This window comes from Streptomyces sp. CG4 (assembly GCF_041080655.1).
Classification (GTDB): Bacteria; Actinomycetota; Actinomycetes; order Streptomycetales; family Streptomycetaceae; genus Streptomyces.
Genome location: NZ_CP163525.1, coordinates 3,569,036 through 3,589,722, shown reverse-complemented (window position 1 = coordinate 3,589,722; position 20,687 = coordinate 3,569,036). Strand labels below are relative to the sequence as shown.

19 protein-coding genes are annotated in these 20,687 nt (G+C 72.2%); 10 read left to right on the top strand and 9 right to left on the bottom strand.

The window, feature by feature from the left end:
* Window positions 1–23 precede the first annotated feature (23 nt).
* Window positions 24–464: a MarR family winged helix-turn-helix transcriptional regulator gene (locus tag AB5L52_RS16175; protein WP_369368893.1), complete on the top strand. Its 441-nt coding sequence runs from the start codon at window positions 24–26 to the stop codon at window positions 462–464.
* Here the strand turns inward: AB5L52_RS16175 and AB5L52_RS16170 are convergent.
* Both AB5L52_RS16170 and AB5L52_RS16165 read right to left on the bottom strand, forming a co-directional pair.
* Entirely contained in the window at window positions 427–1,638 is a 1,212-nt protein-coding gene (locus tag AB5L52_RS16170) for a serpin family protein (protein ID WP_369368891.1), read from the bottom strand. The two genes, AB5L52_RS16175 and AB5L52_RS16170, sit on opposite strands and share 38 nt — an antisense overlap.
* 5 nt (window positions 1,639–1,643) lie before the next feature.
* Window positions 1,644–2,843, bottom strand: a complete 1,200-nt coding sequence (locus AB5L52_RS16165) for a serpin family protein (protein ID WP_369368889.1) — start codon at window positions 2,841–2,843, stop codon at window positions 1,644–1,646.
* A 527-nt stretch (window positions 2,844–3,370) separates the two neighbouring features.
* Between AB5L52_RS16165 and AB5L52_RS16160 the strand changes: the two genes are divergently transcribed.
* From AB5L52_RS16160 to AB5L52_RS16140, 5 genes are all read left to right on the top strand, one after another.
* On the top strand, window positions 3,371–4,123 hold the full coding sequence (locus AB5L52_RS16160) for a GntR family transcriptional regulator (RefSeq protein WP_351021051.1): 753 nt from the start codon (window positions 3,371–3,373) through the stop codon (window positions 4,121–4,123).
* A 475-nt stretch (window positions 4,124–4,598) separates the two neighbouring features.
* Window positions 4,599–4,790, top strand: coding sequence for an SPOR domain-containing protein (locus AB5L52_RS16155; RefSeq protein WP_076091109.1), 192 nt, complete (start codon window positions 4,599–4,601; stop codon window positions 4,788–4,790).
* Window positions 4,791–4,829: 39 nt separating this feature from the next.
* Window positions 4,830–5,267, top strand: coding sequence for a (deoxy)nucleoside triphosphate pyrophosphohydrolase (locus AB5L52_RS16150; RefSeq protein WP_351021626.1), 438 nt, complete (start codon window positions 4,830–4,832; stop codon window positions 5,265–5,267).
* Between the two features lie 197 nt (window positions 5,268–5,464).
* Complete coding sequence (locus AB5L52_RS16145) at window positions 5,465–5,893, top strand: ATP-binding protein (RefSeq protein ID WP_351021049.1); 429 nt, start codon at window positions 5,465–5,467, stop codon at window positions 5,891–5,893.
* Window positions 5,894–6,175: 282 nt separating this feature from the next.
* Window positions 6,176–8,764, top strand: coding sequence for a SpoIIE family protein phosphatase (locus AB5L52_RS16140; RefSeq protein WP_351021047.1), 2,589 nt, complete (start codon window positions 6,176–6,178; stop codon window positions 8,762–8,764).
* A 62-nt stretch (window positions 8,765–8,826) separates the two neighbouring features.
* Here the strand turns inward: AB5L52_RS16140 and AB5L52_RS16135 are convergent, their stop codons facing one another.
* Window positions 8,827–9,693: an immunity 49 family protein gene (locus AB5L52_RS16135; protein ID WP_369364677.1), complete on the bottom strand. Its 867-nt coding sequence runs from the start codon at window positions 9,691–9,693 to the stop codon at window positions 8,827–8,829.
* A 211-nt stretch (window positions 9,694–9,904) separates the two neighbouring features.
* Window positions 9,905–10,603, bottom strand: a complete 699-nt coding sequence (locus AB5L52_RS16130; RefSeq protein WP_369364675.1) for a hypothetical protein — start codon at window positions 10,601–10,603, stop codon at window positions 9,905–9,907.
* A gap of 3 nt (window positions 10,604–10,606) precedes the next feature.
* Here AB5L52_RS16130 and AB5L52_RS16125 point away from each other — a divergent pair, with 3 nt between their 5' ends.
* On the top strand, window positions 10,607–10,819 hold the full coding sequence (locus AB5L52_RS16125; RefSeq protein ID WP_369364673.1) for a hypothetical protein: 213 nt from the start codon (window positions 10,607–10,609) through the stop codon (window positions 10,817–10,819).
* Between the two features lie 130 nt (window positions 10,820–10,949).
* Here the strand turns inward: AB5L52_RS16125 and AB5L52_RS16120 are convergent, their stop codons facing one another.
* Window positions 10,950–12,566: a hypothetical protein gene (locus tag AB5L52_RS16120; RefSeq protein WP_369364671.1), complete on the bottom strand. Its 1,617-nt coding sequence runs from the start codon at window positions 12,564–12,566 to the stop codon at window positions 10,950–10,952.
* Window positions 12,567–12,647: 81 nt separating this feature from the next.
* Here AB5L52_RS16120 and AB5L52_RS16115 point away from each other — a divergent pair, with 81 nt between their 5' ends.
* On the top strand, window positions 12,648–13,763 hold the full coding sequence (locus AB5L52_RS16115) for a hypothetical protein (RefSeq protein ID WP_369364668.1): 1,116 nt from the start codon (window positions 12,648–12,650) through the stop codon (window positions 13,761–13,763).
* A gap of 92 nt (window positions 13,764–13,855) precedes the next feature.
* Window positions 13,856–14,179, top strand: coding sequence for a hypothetical protein (locus AB5L52_RS16110; protein WP_351562002.1), 324 nt, complete (start codon window positions 13,856–13,858; stop codon window positions 14,177–14,179).
* Here the strand turns inward: AB5L52_RS16110 and AB5L52_RS16105 are convergent.
* Genes AB5L52_RS16105 through AB5L52_RS16090 form a run of 4 tightly spaced genes read right to left on the bottom strand, consistent with a single transcriptional unit; the run spans window position 14,160 to window position 18,018 of the window.
* Window positions 14,160–14,930 carry a succinate dehydrogenase/fumarate reductase iron-sulfur subunit gene (locus tag AB5L52_RS16105; RefSeq protein WP_351021036.1) on the bottom strand — a complete coding sequence of 257 codons (771 nt, stop codon included), beginning with the start codon at window positions 14,928–14,930 and terminating at the stop codon, window positions 14,160–14,162. The genes AB5L52_RS16110 and AB5L52_RS16105 overlap by 20 nt on opposite strands.
* Entirely contained in the window at window positions 14,927–16,858 is a 1,932-nt protein-coding gene (locus AB5L52_RS16100) for a fumarate reductase/succinate dehydrogenase flavoprotein subunit (protein WP_369364664.1), read from the bottom strand. The genes AB5L52_RS16105 and AB5L52_RS16100 overlap by 4 nt, the downstream gene beginning before the upstream one ends.
* Before the next feature lie 23 nt (window positions 16,859–16,881).
* Window positions 16,882–17,703 (bottom strand): hypothetical protein, encoded by an 822-nt coding sequence (locus AB5L52_RS16095; protein WP_369364661.1) that lies wholly within the window; start codon window positions 17,701–17,703, stop codon window positions 16,882–16,884.
* A gap of 24 nt (window positions 17,704–17,727) precedes the next feature.
* Window positions 17,728–18,018: a hypothetical protein gene (locus AB5L52_RS16090; RefSeq protein ID WP_351021030.1), complete on the bottom strand. Its 291-nt coding sequence runs from the start codon at window positions 18,016–18,018 to the stop codon at window positions 17,728–17,730.
* Window positions 18,019–18,307: 289 nt separating this feature from the next.
* Here AB5L52_RS16090 and AB5L52_RS16085 point away from each other — a divergent pair, with 289 nt between their 5' ends.
* Window positions 18,308–20,596, top strand: a complete 2,289-nt coding sequence (locus AB5L52_RS16085; RefSeq protein ID WP_369364659.1) for an ABC transporter substrate-binding protein — start codon at window positions 18,308–18,310, stop codon at window positions 20,594–20,596.
* The last annotated feature ends 91 nt before the right edge of the window (window positions 20,597–20,687 follow it).

Sequence of the window (20,687 nt, the reverse complement as noted above, 5' to 3'; positions counted from 1 at the left end):
ATTAATGTGGTCCGGTGACCTCCATGCCCGCGTCCGAGCGCCTCGGTTCCCATCTCAAGCGGGCCGAGCAGGCCCTCAACGCGACCAAGGCGGCGGTCCTGAAGCCCGCGGGCGTGACCGTCGCCCAGTACGCCGCGCTGCTCCACCTCGACGAGAACCCCGGCATCTCCGCGGCCGCCCTCGCCCGGCTGTGCGGGGTCACCCCGCCGACCATGAACACGGTCCTGAAGAACCTCCAGGACCGTGGTCTGATCACCCGCAGCCCGCACGAGTGGCACAAGAACGTCCTGGAGACCCGCCTCACCGACGCCGGCCGCGCCGTCCTCGCTGCGGCCGACACCGCCGCCGTACGCGTCGAGCGGGCCCTCGGCGCGGAGTTCACCGAGGCGGAGCGGGACGCGCTGACCGGGCTGATCGCCCGCTGTGTCAGAGTCCTGGAGGAACAGCGCCCGGGAAGTTCATGACGGGCTCCGGCGCCGGATCCGTCACCCAGCCCGCCACCAGCACCAGCCGGGACTCCCGGTCGACGGCGAGAAAGCCGAAGGGGCGGTCGAAGACGGCCCGCACGACCGTCGACTCGTAGCGGTACTGCGGCGGCGCGCTGCCGTACGGCACCGCCACGGCCGTCACCGCCGCCGCCCGGAACCCCAGCGGACCGAACTGCGCCAGCGCCGACTGGCGGGCCTGGCCGATCGCGAGGGGGTGGTCACTGATGCCGGGGAAGTGGCCGTGGTGGGTGTCGGCGGCCGCCGTGAGCCCGAACAGCCCGGCCAGGGCGAGCAGATCGTGATCGGCGCGCACCTCGTACGCCACCGTCCGCACATCCAGCGTCAGCGGCGTCGGCTCGACGGCCGGCTGCTGCTCCACGTACAGGCCCGGCCCCACATGCCCGTGCGGCAGCCCGCCACCCCCGGTGAGCGGCAGCGCCCGCTCCACGATCCCCACCCCGGCGTGCAGCACCTGCCCCGGCGTCATGTGCTCCTCGCCGAGCACCAGATGGACGTCGATGCCGTTGTCACCGGGCACCGTCAGCGCCGTGACGAAACCGTCCGGCGTGCCCGTCACGCCCACCCGGTCCGGCCGTGGGCTGCGCCGGTGCAGCCCACGCAGGGTACGGCCCTGCCAGGGGCCCGCCTGAGGCCTGAGCGGCTGCTCGTCGAAGGGCTGTCGCCAGGTCGTGCGCAGCGCGAGCGCGCTGGCGAGCACCATCCGCGCGTCCCGGGTCAGCGTCACCGGCATGCGCTCGACCAGCCCGCCGGTCCGCTCGGCGGCCCAGGCGTCCAGCCGTTCCTGCGCGGTGACGAGGTCGTCCCCGAACACCCCGTACGTCCCGGCGGGCAGCCCGGCCCGCCACTCGTCGCGCAGCGCCAGCCCCTGGTACGTCCACAGGCCGAGCGCCGCGTCCAGGCCGGACACCGAGGCGAGCGCCACCAGCAACTCCCGTGCCGCACCGGCCGCTTGCTCGGCCGGCACGCCCAGCGCACCGGCCAGCTCGGCGCGCGCCGGGCCCGCCGCGCCGTCGGCCAGGAAGGCCAGCAGGGGCCAGACCCCGGGCGCGGAGAAGACCGTGCCCTCGGGCAGGGTCTGTGCCCAGCGGCTCGTCAGCCCGTTCACCTGGCGTACCGTCTCGGCGGTCACCTTGCTCACTCGTCGTTCTCCCACGCGTTGTTCATGTGCTTCCCGTCCGGGTACTGCGGGAACGGCAGTGGATCTGTCACCCATCCCGCTGCCAGCACCAGTCGTGAGTGCCGGTGCAGGGCGAGGAAGCCGAAGGGCCGGTCGAAGGTGGCGTCGATGCGTGTCGTGACATACCGCAGGGCAGGCGGCAGGCCGGCCCCGACCGCCCCGAACGCCGTGACCGCGGCGGCGCGGAAGCCCAGTGCCCCGAACCGGGCCAGGGCGCTCTGCCCGGCCGCCCCGACGGCGAGCGGGGCGGCGCTGACGCCGTGGAAGTGCCCGGCGCTCGTGTCCCGCGCGGCCGTCAGGCCGAACAGCTCGTGCCGCGCCAGCAGATCGTGGTCCGCCGTCACGTCGTACGCCGCCGTCACCACGTCCAGGGTCGGCGGCTCGCGCCGTGCGGACCGCTCCTTGACCACCCGCAGCCCCGGGCCCGCCTCGCCGTACGGCAGCCGGGAGCCGGGTACGACGGTGCGCGGCCGGTGCAGCAGGTCCACGCCGGCGCCCAGCACCCGGCCGGGCGCCATCCCCTCCTCGCCCAGCAGCAGATGGACGTCCAGCCCGCCCGTGCCGAGCACCTTCAGTTCGGTGACCCAGCCGTCGGGTGTGCCGGCGACCCCGACCCGGTCCAGTACGGCGCTGGTCCGGCGCAGGCCCAGCCGTTCGACGTCGGCCCAGGGCGCGTACGCCGTCTCCAGCGGCACCTCCGTGAAGGGCCGCAGCCAGCGGGTCCGCAGCGCCAGTGCCCCGGCCAGCACCAGCTCGGTGTCCTCGATCGGCGCGACCGGCATCGCGCCGATCAGTCCGCCGGTCCGCTCCGCCGCCCAGGCGTCCAGCGCCCGCCGGTCCGCCGCGAGGTCCCCGGTGAGCACCCCGTGCGCCTCGGCGGGCAGCCCCGCCTTCCACTCCGGGACCAGCTTCAGCGTCCGCTTGGTCCACAGGCCCACGGCGGTGTCCACGCCGGGCAGGGCGGCCAGCGCGCCGAGCAACTCCCGGGCCGCGCCCGCCGCTTGATCCGCCGGCAGGCCGAGGGCCTCGCTCAGCTCCGTCCGTGCCGGGCCCGTCGCGCCGTCGGCCAGGAAGGCCAGCAGGGGCCAGACCCCGGCGGCCGAGAAGACCGTGCCGCCGCGCGCGGTCGCCGCCCAGCGCCGGGTGAGTCCGTTCACGGCCCGGACGACCTCGGCGCCCGCCCGGCCCCCGGTACCGGCGTTGCCGCCCGTCCGGCCCCCGGTCAGGGTCCCCACCCTCATTCCGCCCCCGTTTCCGCCCCGCTCGCCCTGCGCCCAGTGGTACGTCCGCCGGGCCACCGGCCGTTCAGCGGTCCCGGGCTGTCGCCGCCCGGCCCAGGAGCACGGTACCGGTGTCCCTGCCGCCGCCCTCCGGCCCCACCAGCCAGAAGCCCCGTTTCGGCCACTCCGCCCGCGCCCGCGGGGCCCGTCGGTGTCACCGCCGTACCCCCAACAGCCGGGCGGTCCCCGGGTGTTGCCGCCGTAGCGGCCATCGACACGGGGCCACGGCCCTTTCGGCCACGCGACGTCAGGTGTGAGCGCACCTATACGGGGGAGAAAGTGCCTGGGTAAAGCCCTCCCACCCCCCTTGTCATCACATCGAGTGATTCTCTGGCCTTTGCTTGCGTGGCACAACCCACGGTTGCCAGGCTGTTGCTGTCTGTACAACCTGATGGGAGCGGCCAGTGACTTTCGGTGAGCAGCCGGCGTACCTGCGCGTCGCGGGTGATCTCCGCAAGAAGATCGTCGACGGTTCACTGCCGCCCCACACCCGGCTGCCCTCCCAGGCCCGTATCCGCGAGGAGTACGGCGTCTCGGACACGGTCGCGCTGGAGGCGCGCAAGGTGTTGATGGCCGAGGGGCTGGTCGAGGGCCGTTCCGGCTCCGGGACGTATGTGCGCGAGCGGCCCGTGCCCCGGCGGGTGGCCCGCTCCGGGTACCGCCCGACCGGCGGTGCCACGCCCTTCCGGCAGGAGCAGGCCGACGCGGCGGTGCGCGGCACCTGGGAGTCGAGCAGCGAGCAGGCCGAGGCCGGGACCGCGATCGCCGACCGGCTGTCCATCCAGGTCGGCGACCGGGTCATGCGCACCAAGTACCTCTTCCGGGAGGCCGGCGAGCCGATGATGCTCTCCACGTCCTGGGAGCCGCTCGCCGTCACCGGCCGTACCCCGGTGATGCTGCCGGAGGAGGGGCCGCTCGGCGGGATGGGTGTGGTCGAGCGCATGCGCGCCATCGACGTCATCGTGGACAACGTCACCGAGGAGGTCGGCGCCCGCCCCGGCCTCGCCGAGGAGTTGCATGTGCTGGGCGGGGTCCCGGGCCATGTGGTCGTGGTCGTCCAGCGCACGTACTACGCCTCCGGCCGCCCGGTGGAGACGGCCGATGTGGTCATCCCGGCCGACCGGTACCGGGTGGCGTACCACTTGCCGGTGAGGTGACGGCCGGGTTCGCGAGGCAGGGGGTACGGCCGAGTCTGCCGGCGAAGTGGCCGCCGGGTCTTTCGCGCCGGTGCGCGCGCCTCGCTGAGTGAGGTAGCGCACACCCTGGCGCGCCCGGGCCCCATGTCCCGGTCGCGCGGCCTCGGTCGCGGGTCGGACGGGTGCTGCAATCCGGCCGTTTTCCCAGGTGAACACGGGTCACTCGGATATGCCTACGACTCGGGAGGGCGGCGCTCACAACGGCGCGTTCACTCCCGTGCGCCCCCGGTGTTCTGGCTGGTTGCGTACCTCTTTGTGAAAAGGCGTATTCGCTGCGTAAAGGTTGGGCGTACGCTCGGGCATATGCGGATTGCGGTTTCCTTATACGGGGCGCGACCGGGGCCCGGGACGGGACGGGGATCCCCGCGGGCGAGCTCGGCCGAGCGTGGGGGAGGGCGGGGCGGTGCAAGAAGGGGCAACGCGGGCGGTGGGGGCCATGAGTGAGGGGACGGTCTCCCTGCCCTGGATCGTCATACGGCAGGACGACAACGGCAATCGCTATCGCGTCGGGCGGTACGCGACCCGCGCCGAGGCTCAGAAGATCGCCGACAGCCTCGACGACCGGGGCCACAAACAGCTCTACTGGGTCGAGCGCATCGGTCAGAACGGGGACGGCGGCCGCAACTGACCCCGCGGACCCTCCCGTAGGCTCCGCCCCATGACGCCCATGACGGACCGGATGACACCCGAGGCGGACCGGATCGTGGTGGTGGGAGCCGCCCTGCTCGACGGCGGCCGGCTGCTCGCCGCGCGCCGCAGCGCCCCCGCCGACCTCGCCGGACGCTGGGAGCTGCCCGGCGGCAAGGCCGAGCCGGGCGAGCGGCCCGAGGACGCCCTGGTGCGCGAACTGCGCGAGGAACTGGGCATCGACGCCGAACCCGTCGAGCGCGTACCCGGCCAGTGGCCGCTGCGGGCGCCGTACGTCCTGCAGGTGTGGACGGCCCGCCTGCGCCCCGGCTCGCCCCCGCCCCGGCCCCTCCAGGACCATGACGAGCTGCGCTGGTTGACCCCGGACCAGATCTGGGAGGTGAACTGGCTCGACCAGGACGTCCCGGCGGTCCAGGAGGTAACCGCCCGATCGAAAGCGGGGCGAAGCCCCCGCTAGGGGCGCGGGCCGCGGCCGGCCGAGACGAACCCGCAGTCGCACAGCACCCGCACAGCACCCGCATCACCCGCACCCCCCGGGCTCTTGGGCGCACGGCGGAACCCGCGGAGCCATTCGTGCCACTGTGCGCCCTCCCGCGCGGTACTGCCCCCGGGATATCGGGTATGTGCCCATTAACCCCATGAAACCGGACATGGGTGGGCTCGCTGGCCTGGGAAGTGATCGGCGTGATCGACACCGATGGCGACTGCGCCGAGTGGAGCTTTCCCGCGGAACCGGGCGCCGTACGCACCGCACGCGCCGCGGTCCGCGGGCAACTGCACGGCTGGGACCTCGACTGCCTTGCCGACCTTGCCGTGTTGCTGGTCAGCGAGCTGGTCACCAACTCGCTGCGGCACGCCACCGGCCCCATCGGCGTACGGCTCGTACGCCCCGTGGGCCTGGCCGACACCCTGCTGGTGGAGGTCTCCGACCCGCTGCCCGACCCGCCGCGCGAGCGCGTCGCCCGCGACGAGGACGAGAGCGGGCGCGGTCTGCAACTGGTCGCCGGCTCCTCGCGCCGCTGGGGCACCCGGCCCGGCGCGAGCGGAAAGACCGTCTGGTTCGAGCTGGCGGTGCCGGGCTGAGCCGGGAGCATCCGCGGAAGCACGAGGGGAGCAGGGGGTGTACGGGGGACGGCGGTGAGCCCCTCGTGCGCCCCGGGCGCACGGTCGACCCCGGAGTGCGTGATTCGAGGGCGTGTTCCCTGGTTAGAAGAGTGGAAGTGTTGTCGCGGAACGGTCCTGAAATCATCTGGACCGAGCTGTGATCGTGAACACCGTGTCGTGCGGCGCCGTAGTGCTGGATACTGCGGGCAGCCGCCTCCGGTGACCGGTGCCGGGTGCGGTGAGCTGGAGGGGACGGTTCGCGTGAGCGAGATACCAGCGAAGGCCACGGAGTCCGAGGACCCGTCGGACGGCGCGAGGGACCCGGCCGCGGAGGCCGCCGCGGCACCCGGCGACGCCATGTGGCAGAGCAGTCCGCCCGGTTCGATCTACGACTACATCAAGGTCGCGTCCTTCTCCATCAGCCCCGGTGGGCTGGTCGACCAGTGGAGTCTGCGCGCCGAGCAGCTCTTCGGCATCCCCGCCGCACGCGCCGTGGGCATGGATCCGATAGAGGCCTTCATCGACCCCGATCTGCGCGAGCGCGGCCAGCGCAAGATGGCCGAGATTCTCGACGGGCGGGAGTGGACCGGGGTCGTGCCCTTCCGGATGCCGGACCAGGCCGACGGCTCGCGCGGCGAGGAGGGCCTGGCCGAGGTCTACGTCATGCCCACCCGCACCGCCGAGGGGGACAAGGCCGCCGTCTGCATCGTCGTGGACGTCCGCACCCTGCGCAGCATCGAGACCGATCTGGCCGCCTCGCAGGCCATCTTCGGGCAGTCCCCGTTCGGATTCCTGCTGATCGACATCGATCTGAGGGTCCGTCGGGCCAACGAGCGGTTCGCCTCCATCTTCGGCGGCACCCCGGACGACCACCGGGGCAACGGCGTGCACGACTATCTGCCGCGCGGCGAGGCAGAGCGGGTTTCGGCCACGCTGCGGCGGGTCCTGGAGACCGGCCAGTCCATCACCGACATGCATGTCACGGGTCATGTCCCCGGCTCCGAGGAACGCCGGCACTGGTCCGTCAACCTCTACCGGGTGCACGGCGGTACCGGGCGCCCCATCGGCATCGCCTGGCTCGGCACCGACATCACCGCCCGCCGAGCCGCCGCCCGCGAGGCCGCCAACGCCCGGCGCAATCTCGCCCTGCTCAACGAGGCCGGCGCCCGCATAGGGAACTCCCTCGACCTGGAGACCACCGCCCGGGAACTCCTCGACGTGGTCGTCCCCGGCTTCTGCGACCTCGCCACCGTCGACCTCTACCAGGGCCTGCTCACCGGCGACGAGACCCCGCCCGGCCTCACCGACGGCAGCGCCGAACTGCGCCGCGTCGCCTTCGCGAGCGCCGTGTCCGACGCGCCCTTCAGCGACTCCGGCGACCCCGTCGCGGTCGGCGCGGTCCACCACTTCCCCTTCAACTCGCCCTGCGCGGACGCCCTGCGCACCGCCCGCCCGCAGCGCGTCCCCGCGGAGGACGGGAGCCTCGTGCAGTCCACGCTGGCGGTTCCGATGGTCGCCCATGACACCGTCGTCGGCCTCGCCCGGTTCGCCCGCACCAAGGGCAGCGAGCCGTTCGGCGACCGTGACCGGGACCTGGCCGTGGAGCTGGCCGCGCGTGCGGCCGTCTGCATCGACAACGCGCGCCTGTACCGCCGGGAACACGAGCGCGCCCTGATCCTGCAACGGTCACTCCTGCCGCCGGGCGCCCCCGAGGCCTCGGGCCTGGACATCGCCTGCCGCTACCTCCCCGGCAACGCGGCGACCGAGGTCGGCGGCGACTGGTTCGACGTCATCGAACTGCCCGGCCACCGTACGGCGTTGGTGGTCGGCGACGTGATGGGCCGGGGTCTGCGCGCGGCGGTGGCCATGGGCGAACTCCGCACGGCGGTCCGCACGCTGGCCCTGCTGGACCTCGAACCGGCCGAAGTCCTCTCGGCGTTGGACGAGATCGCCCGCGGACTCGGCACCCCGGGCGGCGTCCAGCAGGCCACGCGCACGGCCCGCCAGTCCCGGGACGCCGACCTCTCCGAGGTCTACCTGGCGACCTGTGTGTACGCCGTGTACGACTCCGTCACCAGACGCTGTACGTTCGCCAACGCCGGCCATCTGCCACCGGTCCTGGTCGAGCCCGGTGAGCCGGCCCTGATGCTGGACGTGCCGCCCGGCATGCCGCTCGGCGTGGGCGGCGAGCCCTTCGAAGAGGTCGAGGTGGAACTCCCCGAGGGCGCGCTGCTGGCCCTCTACACCGACGGCCTGGTCGAATCCCGCGACCATCCCCTGGACGAGGGCCTGCAGGCCTTCGTGGGCGCCCTCACGGACCCCTCCCGTCCCCTGGAGGACGTCTGCGACCACGTCCTCAACACCCTCGACACCCACCACGGCGAGGACGACATCGCGCTGCTGATGGCCCGGGTGCAGGGCCTGCCGGCCGACTCGGTCGGCGACTGGACGCTCCCCCGCGAGCCACGCAGCGTGGGCCGGGCCCGCGAGTACGCCCGCGCCCAACTGCTCAGCTGGGACCTGGAGCCCCTGGTCGACACGACGGAACTCCTGGTCAGCGAGCTGGTCACCAACGCCCTGCGGTACGGCGAGGGCGAGATCCGCCTACGGCTCCTCCTGGACCGCACCCTGGTCTGCGAGGTCTGGGACTCCGGGCTGGTCCAGCCCCGGCGCCGGCGCGCCCGGGACACCGACGAGGGCGGCCGGGGCCTCCAACTCGTCGGCCTGCTCAGCGCGGCCTGGGGTTCCCGCCGGACGCCGCGCGGCAAGACGGTGTGGTTCGAGCTGCCGTTGCCAGGGGGCGAGACGGGGCTCACCGACCCGGCGGAGGCGCTGCTGAGTCTCTTCTGACGTGCGGATGAGCACCCTTGAGGGCGCGGAGGAGCTCCGGGATCCGGGGCCCCTCAGCGCTTTCAGGTCTGGTACTCGCCGACCCAGGAGCGCTTCAGAAGGGCCCTCGGGAGGTACTCGGACTCGACGTCGATCGGCATGTCGGCGTCGTGGGCCATGCACGCGATGGCGAGCGGAGCGAGGGCGACCAGCCCTTCGCCGCTCAGGGAGCGGGCCTCGTTCGCGGTCCAGTACTCCTTGTGCCAGGTGAGGGCGTCCACCAGGGACGCGTTGAACTGTTCGGTCTCCCGGCGCAGATAGCGGTGGAAGAGTTCGAGTGGCGGGTAGAGGATCTTCAGCATGAGTTCCGGGCCGGCGATCCGGGCGGCCTCGGGGGCTGTGCCGTTGATGGCGGTGGTCAGGGTGTCCCAGGTCTCCTGTCGCCCGAACCAGAAGTTCTGCAGGGTTTCCACCCAGGCGTAGAGGTACTCGTCGAACTCCGCGCCGGACGCACGCAGGAAGGAGACGGGCACCTGGGCCAGCTGGTTGACCCGGTCGTTCTCGCGGCAGATCACCGCGAGGGAGAAGGAGGTGAGCCAGTTGCCCGCGTGGAGATAGTCCTGGGGGCCGGTGGCGGGAAGGTGCTTCACCTCGCCCGTGCTGCCGACACGGCAGGGCACGGGCCCCTCGGCGGCCGTACCGGCGGCGAAGAGCCCGCAGCCGACCTGCATGGCGGTGACCCATGCTTCCCAGGTCGGAAACTCACCGGCCGTTGGGTTGGTCAGGCAGCGCCACTTCGCGAGAGTGAGCGTGGCCGGCAGCGCGTCGTAACGATCGTCCTCCGAGGTCTCGACGTGGTCGAGTACGTCCTTCGTGCCCTTGATGATCGGCGCCATGAGCTCCTCCGCGTTGTCTGTGCGGAACTCATGGCGGGGGATGCGGGTGACCACTTGCTCTCCTCGGACTGGAACGTGAAGTGTTCCATGACGGCTCCGGCGTAGGTGTGGCCCGTGTTGTCAACCGCCTTCACCAGCACGTACTGCAGCTTGCCCTCACGCAGCGCGGTACGGAGCTTCGAGGCGATTTCCGCATCCTTTCCACCACGATTGGTCATCTCGGCCAGGATCGTGCGGATATATGGCCTGGTTCCCTGCTTCACCTTCATACCCTGGGCTCCGCCGTCATGGGCGGTCGGGTCGAGCGGATCGGGATCGGCGTCGACGGCAGTGCGTCGAAGGCCTTTTCGGCGTTGAGCAGGTTCAGTGACAGCCTGCGGTTCCGCGCCGCCTCGTTGAGGTCCGGACGACTGTGCTCGGGGGCCGAGTCCGGGCCGAGAGGCGTGGGGTTGAACTTGGTTTCCGACGGCCCGTGCGGCATGTCGTGGGCGGCCATCCAGCCGCCGCCCGGCTTCTCGGTGAGCTGCGGCAGTTCCTGGCCGTCGACCAGCCTGTCGACGCTGTCGCGCTTGCCGGGCCCCCACTTGTCGTAGTGCTCCGCGCGCCAGGCCGGGTCCTCGTTGGCGAGCCGGACGTGCTCGCGGCTGATCGCTGCCCGTTCGTCGGCCGTCCGCTGCTCGGCAGGCTTCTCGCGGGCCGCCTCGTATTCCGCACGGTGCCGTGCCGCTTCGTCCGCATGGTGCGCGGGGCCGTGTGTGCCGTGCGTCGCGTCGTCGCCGGCACCTCCTGCGTGGTCGAGCGCGTCATTGCCGATCCCGCCGGCACCGCCCGGACCGGTGTGTGGTTCGGCGCCGTGGCCGGGCAGGTGGGTGTCGCCGCCGTGGCCCGGCAGCCCGTGGCCGGGGGTGTTGACGTCGCCGGTGTGGCCACCGGGCACGTGGTCGCCCGACCCGGGAGCGGGCACCGCGTGGTCGCCGGTGCCGGCGGGGGCGTGGGTGTCGACGCTGTTCGTCGGCGTGTGGGCGTCGGCCCGACCGCCCGGCAGGTGGTCGGCGGTGCCGCCGGGCAGGTGGTCGCCCAGGCCGCTGCCGCCGCCCAGAACGCGGCCACCGCCGCCGTGACATCGTCACGGAGCTGGTTGTTCTTCTTGACCTTGTCCTCGTCGTACTCCCAGTCGTGATCATCCTTGACCGAGTCGACGAACGACGTGGCCTCACGCTTGAGATCCGCCAGCTTCACCCGCGGAGCGGATGTTCCCGGCGTCCTTCTTCAGCGCACCGTAATCCTTCTCCAACTGCACTTACGGGGAGTCAGGGGCGTGGTGCGTCGTGACGTGCTCGTGTGGTCGGGCCGCCGAAGCTTGTCGGGGGGCCTCCGTCCTGTCGTTCCGCCAGCAGTACGCCGCCCAGGACCGCACCGGCCAGTCCGGGCTCGGTTCCGGCGGTGCCCGCGTAGGGGTTGCCGTGGGCTCGTACGTCCCGTTCGGCCAGGTCCCGGGCCTCGCGGGCCAGGGAGTCGGCGCCCTCGGCGCGGTCCGCGCCCAGCTCCCGCTCCGCCTCCGCCAGGAGGACCCGCGCCTCCGGGCCCACGGCGCCCCGGTGCACCGCGATGAAGTCGTCCGCCCCGGCGACGGAGCTCCGCGCCACGAGCAGCGCCGCTGCGGCCGGCGCGCCGAAGTGGCCCGTCTCCAGCCGTTCCACGGCCCGCGCGATCCGGCGCAGGGCGTCCAGCGGGTCGTACGGGCCCGTCGTCAGTTCCTCCCGTACGGCGGCGAGTACGGCGTCCGCGTGGGCCAGCCGGGCCCGCAGTTCGCCGTTGGTCAGAGGTTTGTGTGCGCCCCCGTGCCGGGCCGCCGCGAGCACCGACTCGGCGCCGGTCAGGGCGGCCGGCACCAGTCGCGCCGCCTCCCGCAGCTCCGTCGCGAGCCGTTCCACCGCGGTCACCAGGATCTCGGCCTGGGCCACCGCGCCCTCGGCGGCGCGCAGCTGCCCGGCGGCCCGCTCGCCGGCGTCCGCGTCGGCCGCCTGGCGGGCCTCGTTGAGCTGAACCGTGGCGAACACCAGGCGGTCCTTGGCCTGTTCGACGTACCCGGTGACGGGCGCGGTGGCCGTGGGCGTGCTGTGGCCGTGCAGCGCGGTCAGGGTCTCCTCGGCGGTCACCGTGCGCGCCGTCAGCTCCCGGAACCGTCCCTCGGCCGTCTCCAGCGCCCCGGCCAGCCCCGGCCCCTCCAGCTCCCGCAGCACGTCCAGCGCGGCGGCCTCCGCGTCCAGCCGGCGGCCCGCCTCCGCGCACCGGCCGACCACGCCGACCAGCGCCTGCCGGCGCGCGGCGGCGTCCTGCGGCACCCCCTGCTCGTACCGCCGCCAGATCGCGCACGCGGCCGTGAGTTCGGTCTCGGCGGCGCGCAGGGCATGCACGAAGGGCTGGGTCTCGGCGTCCGTGAACCTCTGCTGGACGAAGGAGAGTTCCTCCCGGCTCGTCCGTACGCAGTCGTCGGCCAGGACCAGCGCCGCCCGGGCCTGGCGCTCGAAGTCGGCCGGGGTGGGGGTCGGCGGGGCGGGGGAGACGGTTCCGGGGGTCGTACGGGTGCGGGCACGGCGGGTGCGGCGCAGGTAGCCGTATCCGGCCAGCACCACGGCCGCCACCCCCGCGACGAGCGGCAGCACCAGGTCGGCGGCGGACGTCCCGCCCTGCTGCGGCGCGGCAACGGTGGAGGCGCGGGCGGAGACGGAGGGCGCGGAGACGGCGGCGGCACCCGCGACCGTCCCGGCGGGCGCCGCCGGAACCGGATCTCGCGCACCGACCGTCATCACCGGCAACACCAGCCAGCCGACCCCGACCACGGTGCCCAGCACGGCATACGCCACCCGCACCCATATGTGCGCCGTGGCGCTCCGAGGTCGGCCCCGAATCAGGGAGGACGTCACATTTCGGAGCGTATGGGCAGGTAGGCGCCTTCGCGAGCGGGGCGGATACGGGTGGGGGACGAGACGGACAGGCGGTCAGAAATGGACACCCGAGGAGTGGACAGCAGAGGAGTGGACAGCAGAGGGGTGGATCCCAGTGGAGCGGACTCCAGAGGAGTGGATCCCCGAGGAGTGGTCGGCGCCCTCTTGCACCGCGTCCGCCGCCGCCCCCTCCGTCACACCCTCGCCGCCCTCACCCTCCTGCTCCTCCCCTTCCTCACCGCCGAAACAGCCCTCCGCCTCAACTACACCGGCACCCCGGAACCCGGCACCACCACCCGCCACCAGGACGCCCTCTGGCTGGGCCACGCCTGGGTCGACGGCCGTAAGACGGACGAGGACGTCCAGGCCCTCGCCCGCCGGCTGAAAGACACCGGTATCCGCGACCTGTACGTCCACTCCGGTCCGCTGGAGCACGACGGCACGCTCCCCGGCTCCGCCTACCCGAAGGCCCGGCGGCTGATATCGGCGCTGCACCGCGCGGCACCCGGCGTCCGGGTCCAGGCCTGGCTCGGCGACAAGCTGGCCACCGAGAGCCCCGACGGGCTCCACCTGGACCGACCCGCCACCCGAGCCGCGATCCTCGGCTCCACCCGTCACGTCCTCGCCGCCGGTTTCGACGGGGTGCACTTCGACCTGGAGCCGCTGCACTCCGGCGACCGCGACTACCTCGCCCTCCTCGACGACCTGCGCGCCCTCACCCACGCCCGGCACGCCGTCCTCTCCGTCGCCGCCCACCAGATCGACCCGCTGCCCGCGTTCCACTCCTTCTGGGGCGCGACCACCGGGCACCCCAAGTGGTGGTCGCAGGCCTTCTTCGGGCAGGTGGCCCGCCGGGTGGACCAGATCGCCGTCATGTCGTACGACACCATGCAGCCGCTGCGGAGTCTCTACGGAGGCTACGTGGCCCAGCAGACGAGCCTCGCCCTGGAGGTCACGCCGGACACCACCGATCTGCTCATGGGCCTGCCCTTCTACCACGAGAACCGTTTCGGCCACTGGGCCCACGCGGAGACCGTCCCGGCCGCCGTACGCGGTGTCCGCCTCGGCCTGTCCCGCACCGACGCCGACCGCGTCCGCTTCGGCGTCGCCCTGTACGTCGACTTCGCGGCGACGGAGGCGGACTGGCGGGCCTACCGGGAAAACTGGGTTCGCTGAGCGGAGCCGAACTTTCCCTTTGCGGAATCCATGCGCGGTATCGCCGGGCACAATCTGGCGGCGGTGCTCGGCCTGGTGGGAACATGATCGCCATGGACATGTTCTTGGCGCCGGCTGCCGCCGTCGTCTACGGGCTGCTCGGCGCGGCCGGGATCGCGGGCATCACGACCGGCTGGGTCGTGCCCTGGAGTCGCGCCCGCGTGCTGCGCCCCAGGCTGTGGGGCTACGGCTGTCTCCTCGCGGCCTCCGGCGGGCCGGTGTTCCTCTACCTCGGCCCGCTCGGCTCCCTGGGTCCGCTCGCCCCGGAGCAGTACGGCTTCCTGCCCTGGCTCGGCTGGCTCGGCTTCATGGCCGGGCTGGGCCTGCAGATGCTGGCCCAGCGACCCGGCCGTGCCGTCACGAAGACCGTCTCCTGATCTTCGAGCCCAGCCACACCAGCGGGTCGTACTTGCGGTCGACCGCGCGTTCCTTCAGGGGGATCAGGGCATTGTCGGTGATCTTGATGCCCTCGGGGCAGACCTCCGTGCAGCACTTGGTGATGTTGCAGTAGCCGAGGCCGTGTTCGTCCTGGGCCGTGCTTTTGCGGTCCAGGCCGGATTCCGCCGCCGCGTCCAGGGGGTGCATGTCCAGTTCCGCGATCCGCATCAGGAAGCGCGGGCCCGCGAACGCCGTCTTGTTCTCCTCGTGGTCACGCACCACATGGCAGGTGTCCTGGCACAGGAAGCACTCGATGCACTTGCGGAACTCCTGCGAGCGGTCCACGTCCTCCTGCATCATCCGGTACTCGCCGGGACCGGCACCGGCCGGCGGCACGAAGGCCGGGACCTCCCTGGCCTTCTGGTAGTTGAAGCCGACGTCGGTCACCAGGTCGCGGATGACCGGGAAGGCGCGCAGCGGGGTGATCGTGATGGTCTCCTCGCGCGTGAACACCGACATGCGCGTCATGCACATCAGGCGCGGGCGGCCGTTGATCTCCGCCGAGCACGAACCGCACTTGCCGGCCTTGCAGTTCCAGCGCACGGCCAGGTCGGGCGCCTGGGTGGCCTGGAGGCGGTGGACGATGTCCAGGACCACTTCGCCGTCGTGGACCTCGACCGTGAAGTCGTCGAGGCCACCGCCCTCGACATCGCCCCGCCACACCTTGAAGCGGGCCTCGTAGCTGCTCACTCGTACAGCTCCTCTTCGGCGAGGTACTTGACCAGCTCCTCCTTCTCGAAGAGGGCGAGCAGGTCCGGGCGGATGGGGTCGGTGTTCTCGCGGGTGAGGCGGATCTGGCCGCGGCCGGGGTCGGTCGCCGCGAGGCCGCCGGCGGGGTCGGCGAGCGCGCAGAGCAGGTTCACATTGCGCCAGGCGCGGTCCATCGTCGGGTGGTCCTCGCGGGTGTGGCCGCCGCGCGACTCGGTGCGTTCCAGCGCCGCGCGGGCCACGCACTCGCTGACCAGCAGCATGTTCCGCAGGTCGAGGGCCAGGTGCCAGCCCGGGTTGAACTGGCGGTGGCCCTCGACCCCTGCCCGGCGGGCGCGTGCCCGCAGCTCGCCGAGCCGGTGCAGGGCCTGCTCCATCTCGCCCTCGCGGCGGATGATCCCGACCAGGTCGTTCATGGTCTGCTGGAGTTCCTGGTGCAGGGTGTACGGGTTCTCCGGCGGGCCCTCCTCGGCCGCCCGGTCCGCCTCCGCCGAGAAGGGCCGCAGGGCTTCCGCGGACGCCGCGTTCACCTGGGCGTCGTCCACCGGCGGGCGCTCGTGTGCCTGCGCGTACTGCGCCGCGTGCCAGCCCGCCCGGCGCCCGAACACCAGCAGGTCCGAGAGGGAGTTGCCGCCCAGGCGGTTCGAGCCGTGCATACCGCCGGCCACCTCGCCGGCCGCGAACAGGCCCGGCACCCCGCGCGCCGCCGCCGTGTCCGATTCGACCGCGATGCCGCCCATCACATAGTGACAGGTCGGCCCGACCTCCATCGCCTCCGCGGTGATGTCGACGTCCGCCAGCTCCTTGAACTGGTGGTACATGGAGGGCAGCCGGCGCCGGATCACCTCGGCGGGCATCCGGGTGGACACGTCCAGGAAGACCCCGCCGTGCGGCGAGCCGCGGCCCGCCTTCACCTCGGCGTTGATGGCGCGGGCCACCTCGTCGCGGGGGAGCAGTTCGGGAGGGCGCCGGTTGTGGTCCGGGTCCTCGTACCAGCGGTCGCCCTCCTCCTCCGACTCCGCGTACTTCTCCTTGAACACGTCCGGGATGTAGTCGAACATGAACCGCTTGCCCTCGGAGTTCCTGAGCACCCCGCCGTCCCCGCGCACCGACTCGGTGACCAGGATGCCCTTCACCGACGGCGGCCAGACCATGCCCGTCGGATGGAACTGCACGAACTCCATGTTGAGCAGGGGCGCTCCGGCCAGCAGCGCGAGCGCGTGGCCGTCGCCGGTGTACTCCCACGAGTTCGAGGTGACCTTGAAGGACTTGCCGATACCGCCCGTCGCGACCACGACCGCGGGGGCCTCCAGGACGAAGAAGCGGCCGCTCTCGCGCTCGTAGGCGAAGACGCCGGAAACACGATCGCCGTTTTTCAAGATCCTGGTGACCGTGCACTCCTGGAAGACCTTCAGCCGGGACTCGTAGTCCCCGGTCTCCTTGAAGTCCTCCTGCTGCAGCGCGACGATCTTCTGCTGGAGCGTGCGGATCAGCTCCAGGCCCGTACGGTCGCCGACGTGGGCGAGGCGCGGGTACTCATGGCCGCCGAAGTTGCGCTGGGAGATCCGGCCGTCCTTCGTACGGTCGAACAGCGCGCCCCAGGTCTCCAGCTCCCACACCCGGTCCGGGGCCTCCTGCGCGTGCAGCTCGGCCATCCGCCACTGGTTGAGGAACTTGCCGCCGCGCATGGTGTCGCGGAAGTGGACCCGCCAGTTGTCGTGCTCGTTGACATTGGCCATGGCCGCGGCGATGCCGCCCTCGGCCATCACCGTGTGCGCCTTGCCGAACAGCGACTTGCAGATCACCGCCGTACGGGCGCCCCGCTCGCGCGCCTCGATCGCGGCGCGCAGCCCGGCGCCGCCGGCACCGACCACGACGACGTCCCACTCCTGGCGGTCGACCACGGACATCGGCTCAGATCCTCACTGGGTCTCTAGAAGAAGCGCGGGTCGGCGAAGACCCCGGACGCGACGAGATAGACGTAGAAGTCGGCGAGCGCCACGCTCAGCAGCGACGCCCAGGCCAGCTGCATATGGCGGGCGTTGAGCCTGCCCACGAACTGCCATGCCTTGTAGCGCGCCGGATGCTTCGAGAAGTGCTTGAGCTTGCCGCCGACGATGTGCCGGCAGGAGTGGCAGGACAGGGTGTATGCCCAGATCAGCACGATGTTGACCAGGAAGACGAGGGTGCCGAGACCCATGTGGCCCCACCGGTAGTGGGTGTCACGGAAGGACAGCACCGTGTCGTAGGACAGCACGCCGGCGACCAGCAGGGCGGCGTAGAAGAAGTACCGGTGGACGTTCTGCAGGATCAGCGGGAAACGGGTCTCGCCGGTGTACTTCTTGTGCGGCTCGGCCACCGCGCAGGCGGGCGGGGACGCCCAGAAGCTGCGGTAGTACGCCTTGCGGTAGTAGTAGCAGGTCAGCCGGAAGCCGAGCGGGAAGATCAGGATGATGATCGCGGGGGAGATGCCCCACCAGCTCCCGAAGAGGTCGGCGTTCGGGCCGGCGTGCATGGTCTTGCAGTTCTGCGCCAGGCACGGCGAGTAGAACGGCGAGACGTACGGCGCCGCGTAGTAGTCGGCGTCCGCGAAGGCCCGCCAGGTCGAGTAGACGACGAAGGCGAACAGACCGGCCGCGGTGACGGCGGGCGCCAGCCACCAGCGGTCGGTCCGCAGATGCGGGGCGGTGATCGCGGCGCGCGTACCGGTCCGTACGCCGCCGCTGTTCTGTTGGGGTTCCGTACCAGTGGCCAAGGCGGGACTCCGGTAGGTCGGGGGTCAGGGGGCGCGGCGGTCGCGGGCGCCCAGGCCTTCGTCGTCCGTGTCCGTCCACAGGCTGATGTCGTAGGGCGCGTCGGAGATGGTGACGAGGTCGGGGCGGCGGGGCGCGTCCGAGGTGTCGGCGGTCGCGCGCAGCAGCGCCACGCTCTCGCGCAGATGGTCGGCGTCCAGTCGGACCCGGCGCATCTCCAGGCCGCCGCTGCCGAGCTGGTGCTCCAGGCGCCCCAGCGACCGGTACAGGTCGTCGAGAGAGCGCTGGACCGAGGTGATGTCGTCGTGCACGGACATGACTTGCCCTCACTTCCGCGGGTCCGGCGGGCCCTGGGCGGCAACGTTCATGCGCCTTGGAGTGTTGCGCTTCACACCTGCCGGTGTGAAGTCATGTGCAGCGATTGGCGGAGGCGTATGGGTGCATCACCGGTTGTGTTGCGCCACACGGGTGGGGTTACCGCCCGTCGTCGTCGTGTCGCCCGCTGTTGCCGGATCCTTTCCTCTTCAGTGGGCCGCATAGATCTGATCAGCTCCATATACCGCCAAACGTGATCATAACGCTCGCGGCTTCCCGGAGGTAGCAGAGATGTCCCACGACGGCGTCGGCGCCCAGTCGGCGAGGGCAGGGCAGCGCCCCCAAGGGGCGCGGGCAACTGCGCGAGCGGCCACGACGGGCCCGCGGACGACCGACGGCGCATCGCGGCACCACCCCTCACCGCGCCTCCAGCGGAGCGTCACCGCCTTTCTCGCCGCGGGCGTGCTGGCCGTGCCGTTCCTCGCCGGCTGCGGCGCGGACGAGGACAAAGCCGGCAAGCCCCTCGCCGGGCAGGACATCGTCCCCGCCGCCCGGGACCTGGTCGCCGACGGCGCCGTCCTGAAGTGGGCCGTCGACGCCGTCCCCGAGACCCTCAACGCCTTCCAGGCCGACGCCGACGCCGGCACCAACCGCATCGCCCAGGCCGTGCTGCCGTCGATGTTCCGGCTGGATGCCGCGGGCCGCCCGGTGCCCAACCCCGCCTACCTGGAGTCGGCCAAGGTCATCGAGACCGAGCCGCGCCAGGTCGTGCTGTACAAGCTGAACCAGCAGGCCGTCTGGAGCGACGGCCGGGAGATCGGGGCCGCCGACTTCCTCGCCCAGTGGCGTGCCCTGTCCGGCAAAAACAGCGCCTACTGGACCGCCCGCAACGCCGGCTACGACCGCATCGAGAAGATCGAGCGCGGCGCCAGCGACCTCCAGGTCCGGGTCACCTTCTCCCGCCCCTACGCCGACTGGAAGTCGCTGTTCTCGCCGCTGTACCCGAAGGAGGTCATGGGCACCCCGGCCGCCTTCAACGACGAGGCCCGCCGCAAGCTGAAGGTCACCGCCGGCCCGTTCACGGTGGACAAGGTCGACACCGCCGGCAAGGACGTCGTCCTCACCCGCAACCCGCGCTGGTGGGGCAGGTCCGCCAAGTTGTCCGAGATCGTGCTGCACGCCGTACCCCGCGACAAGCGGGCCGCGGCGCTCGCCGACGGCAGCGTGGACGTCGCCGACGTCGACCCCGCCGACGCCCAGCGGATCGGGCTCGCCGCCCACGGCACCGTGAACCCGCTGCAGGGCTCCGGCCGGACGTCCGTGAAGAAGCTGCGCGCCTGGGCGCTCGCGCACGACTTCGGCGCCGACTCGGCCAAGGCCGGCAAGAAGGAGCTGCGCAAGGCCATCGCCGCGTACCTGGACGAGCAGCTGGCGCTGCGCGGCGTCGAGGTGCGCAGGTCGCTGGAGCCCGCCTACACCCAGCTCGCCCTGAACGGCTCCGAGGGTCCCCTCGCCGACGAGCGCGTCCGCCGGGCCGTCGCCCGTGCCCTGGACCGCAAGGAGCTGGCCCGGCTGGTGCTCACCCCGCTGGGCCTGCCCGCCGTCCCGGTCGGCAGCCATCTCGCGCTGGCCGGGCAGGCCGCCTACGCCGACAACAGCGGCGCGGTCGGCGGCCAGGACGCCAAGTCGGCGCAGGCGCTGCTCGGCGACGCCGGCTGGGTGCCGGGCGGCCCGGTCAAGCCGGCGAAGAAGGGCGAGAAGGCCGCCGGCTCCGAGAGCGACCAGGGGGGCAGGAGCGGCGAGGAGGGCAAGGGGGACAAGGGTGACAAGTCCGACGGTGGCAAGGACGGCGAGTACATCGTCGGCGAGGACGACAAGAACGGGGACGGCAAGAACGGGGGCCGGGGTGACGACGGGGACCGGCATCTGGTGCAGGAGGGCAGGCACGGGGGAGCGCCCGGCGCGTACGCCCCCAAGGGCACGGCCGCGCCCGGCGCCGCGCCGGCGGCCCCGCTCGCCAAGGACGGAAAGGCGCTCGCGCTGCGCTTCGTGCTCCCGTCCGGCTCCGGCTCCGAGACGCTGAACTCGGTCGCCGAGCGGATCTCGGCCATGCTGGACCGGCTCGGCATCCGGACGACGATCATCAAGGTCTCGGACGAGAGCTACTTCAAGGACCACATCGCCTCCGGCGACTACGACCTCGCGCTGTACTCGTGGCCGTCCTCCGCGTTCCCGGCGACGGACGACCGGCCGGTCTTCGCGAAGCCGGTGCCGGCCGCGGACGGCTCGGTGAACGTCGAACAGAACTACACACGCGTGGGGACCGACCAGGTCGACCAGCTCCTCGACCAGGCCGCGGCGACCCTGGACGAGGGCGAGGCGGTCTCGCTGATCCGCAAGGCCGACGCACGGATCTGGGCGGCGGCCGGGTCGATTCCGCTGTATCAGCGGCCCCAGCTGGTGGCAGTGCGGAAGAACCTGGTCAACGTGGGTGCGTTCGGTTTTCAGACGCCCGTGTACGAGGACATGGGATTCCTGAAGAAGGGGGCGAAGGTTTCGGCGGCTCCCACCAAGGGGTAGAGCGGATCGTTCGGCCCGGCGAGCCCCAGCTGCCGAGGCCACGTAACATGGGGTGAGGCCGTGGCATGTCAAGCCCGGCAAGGCCCGCGTA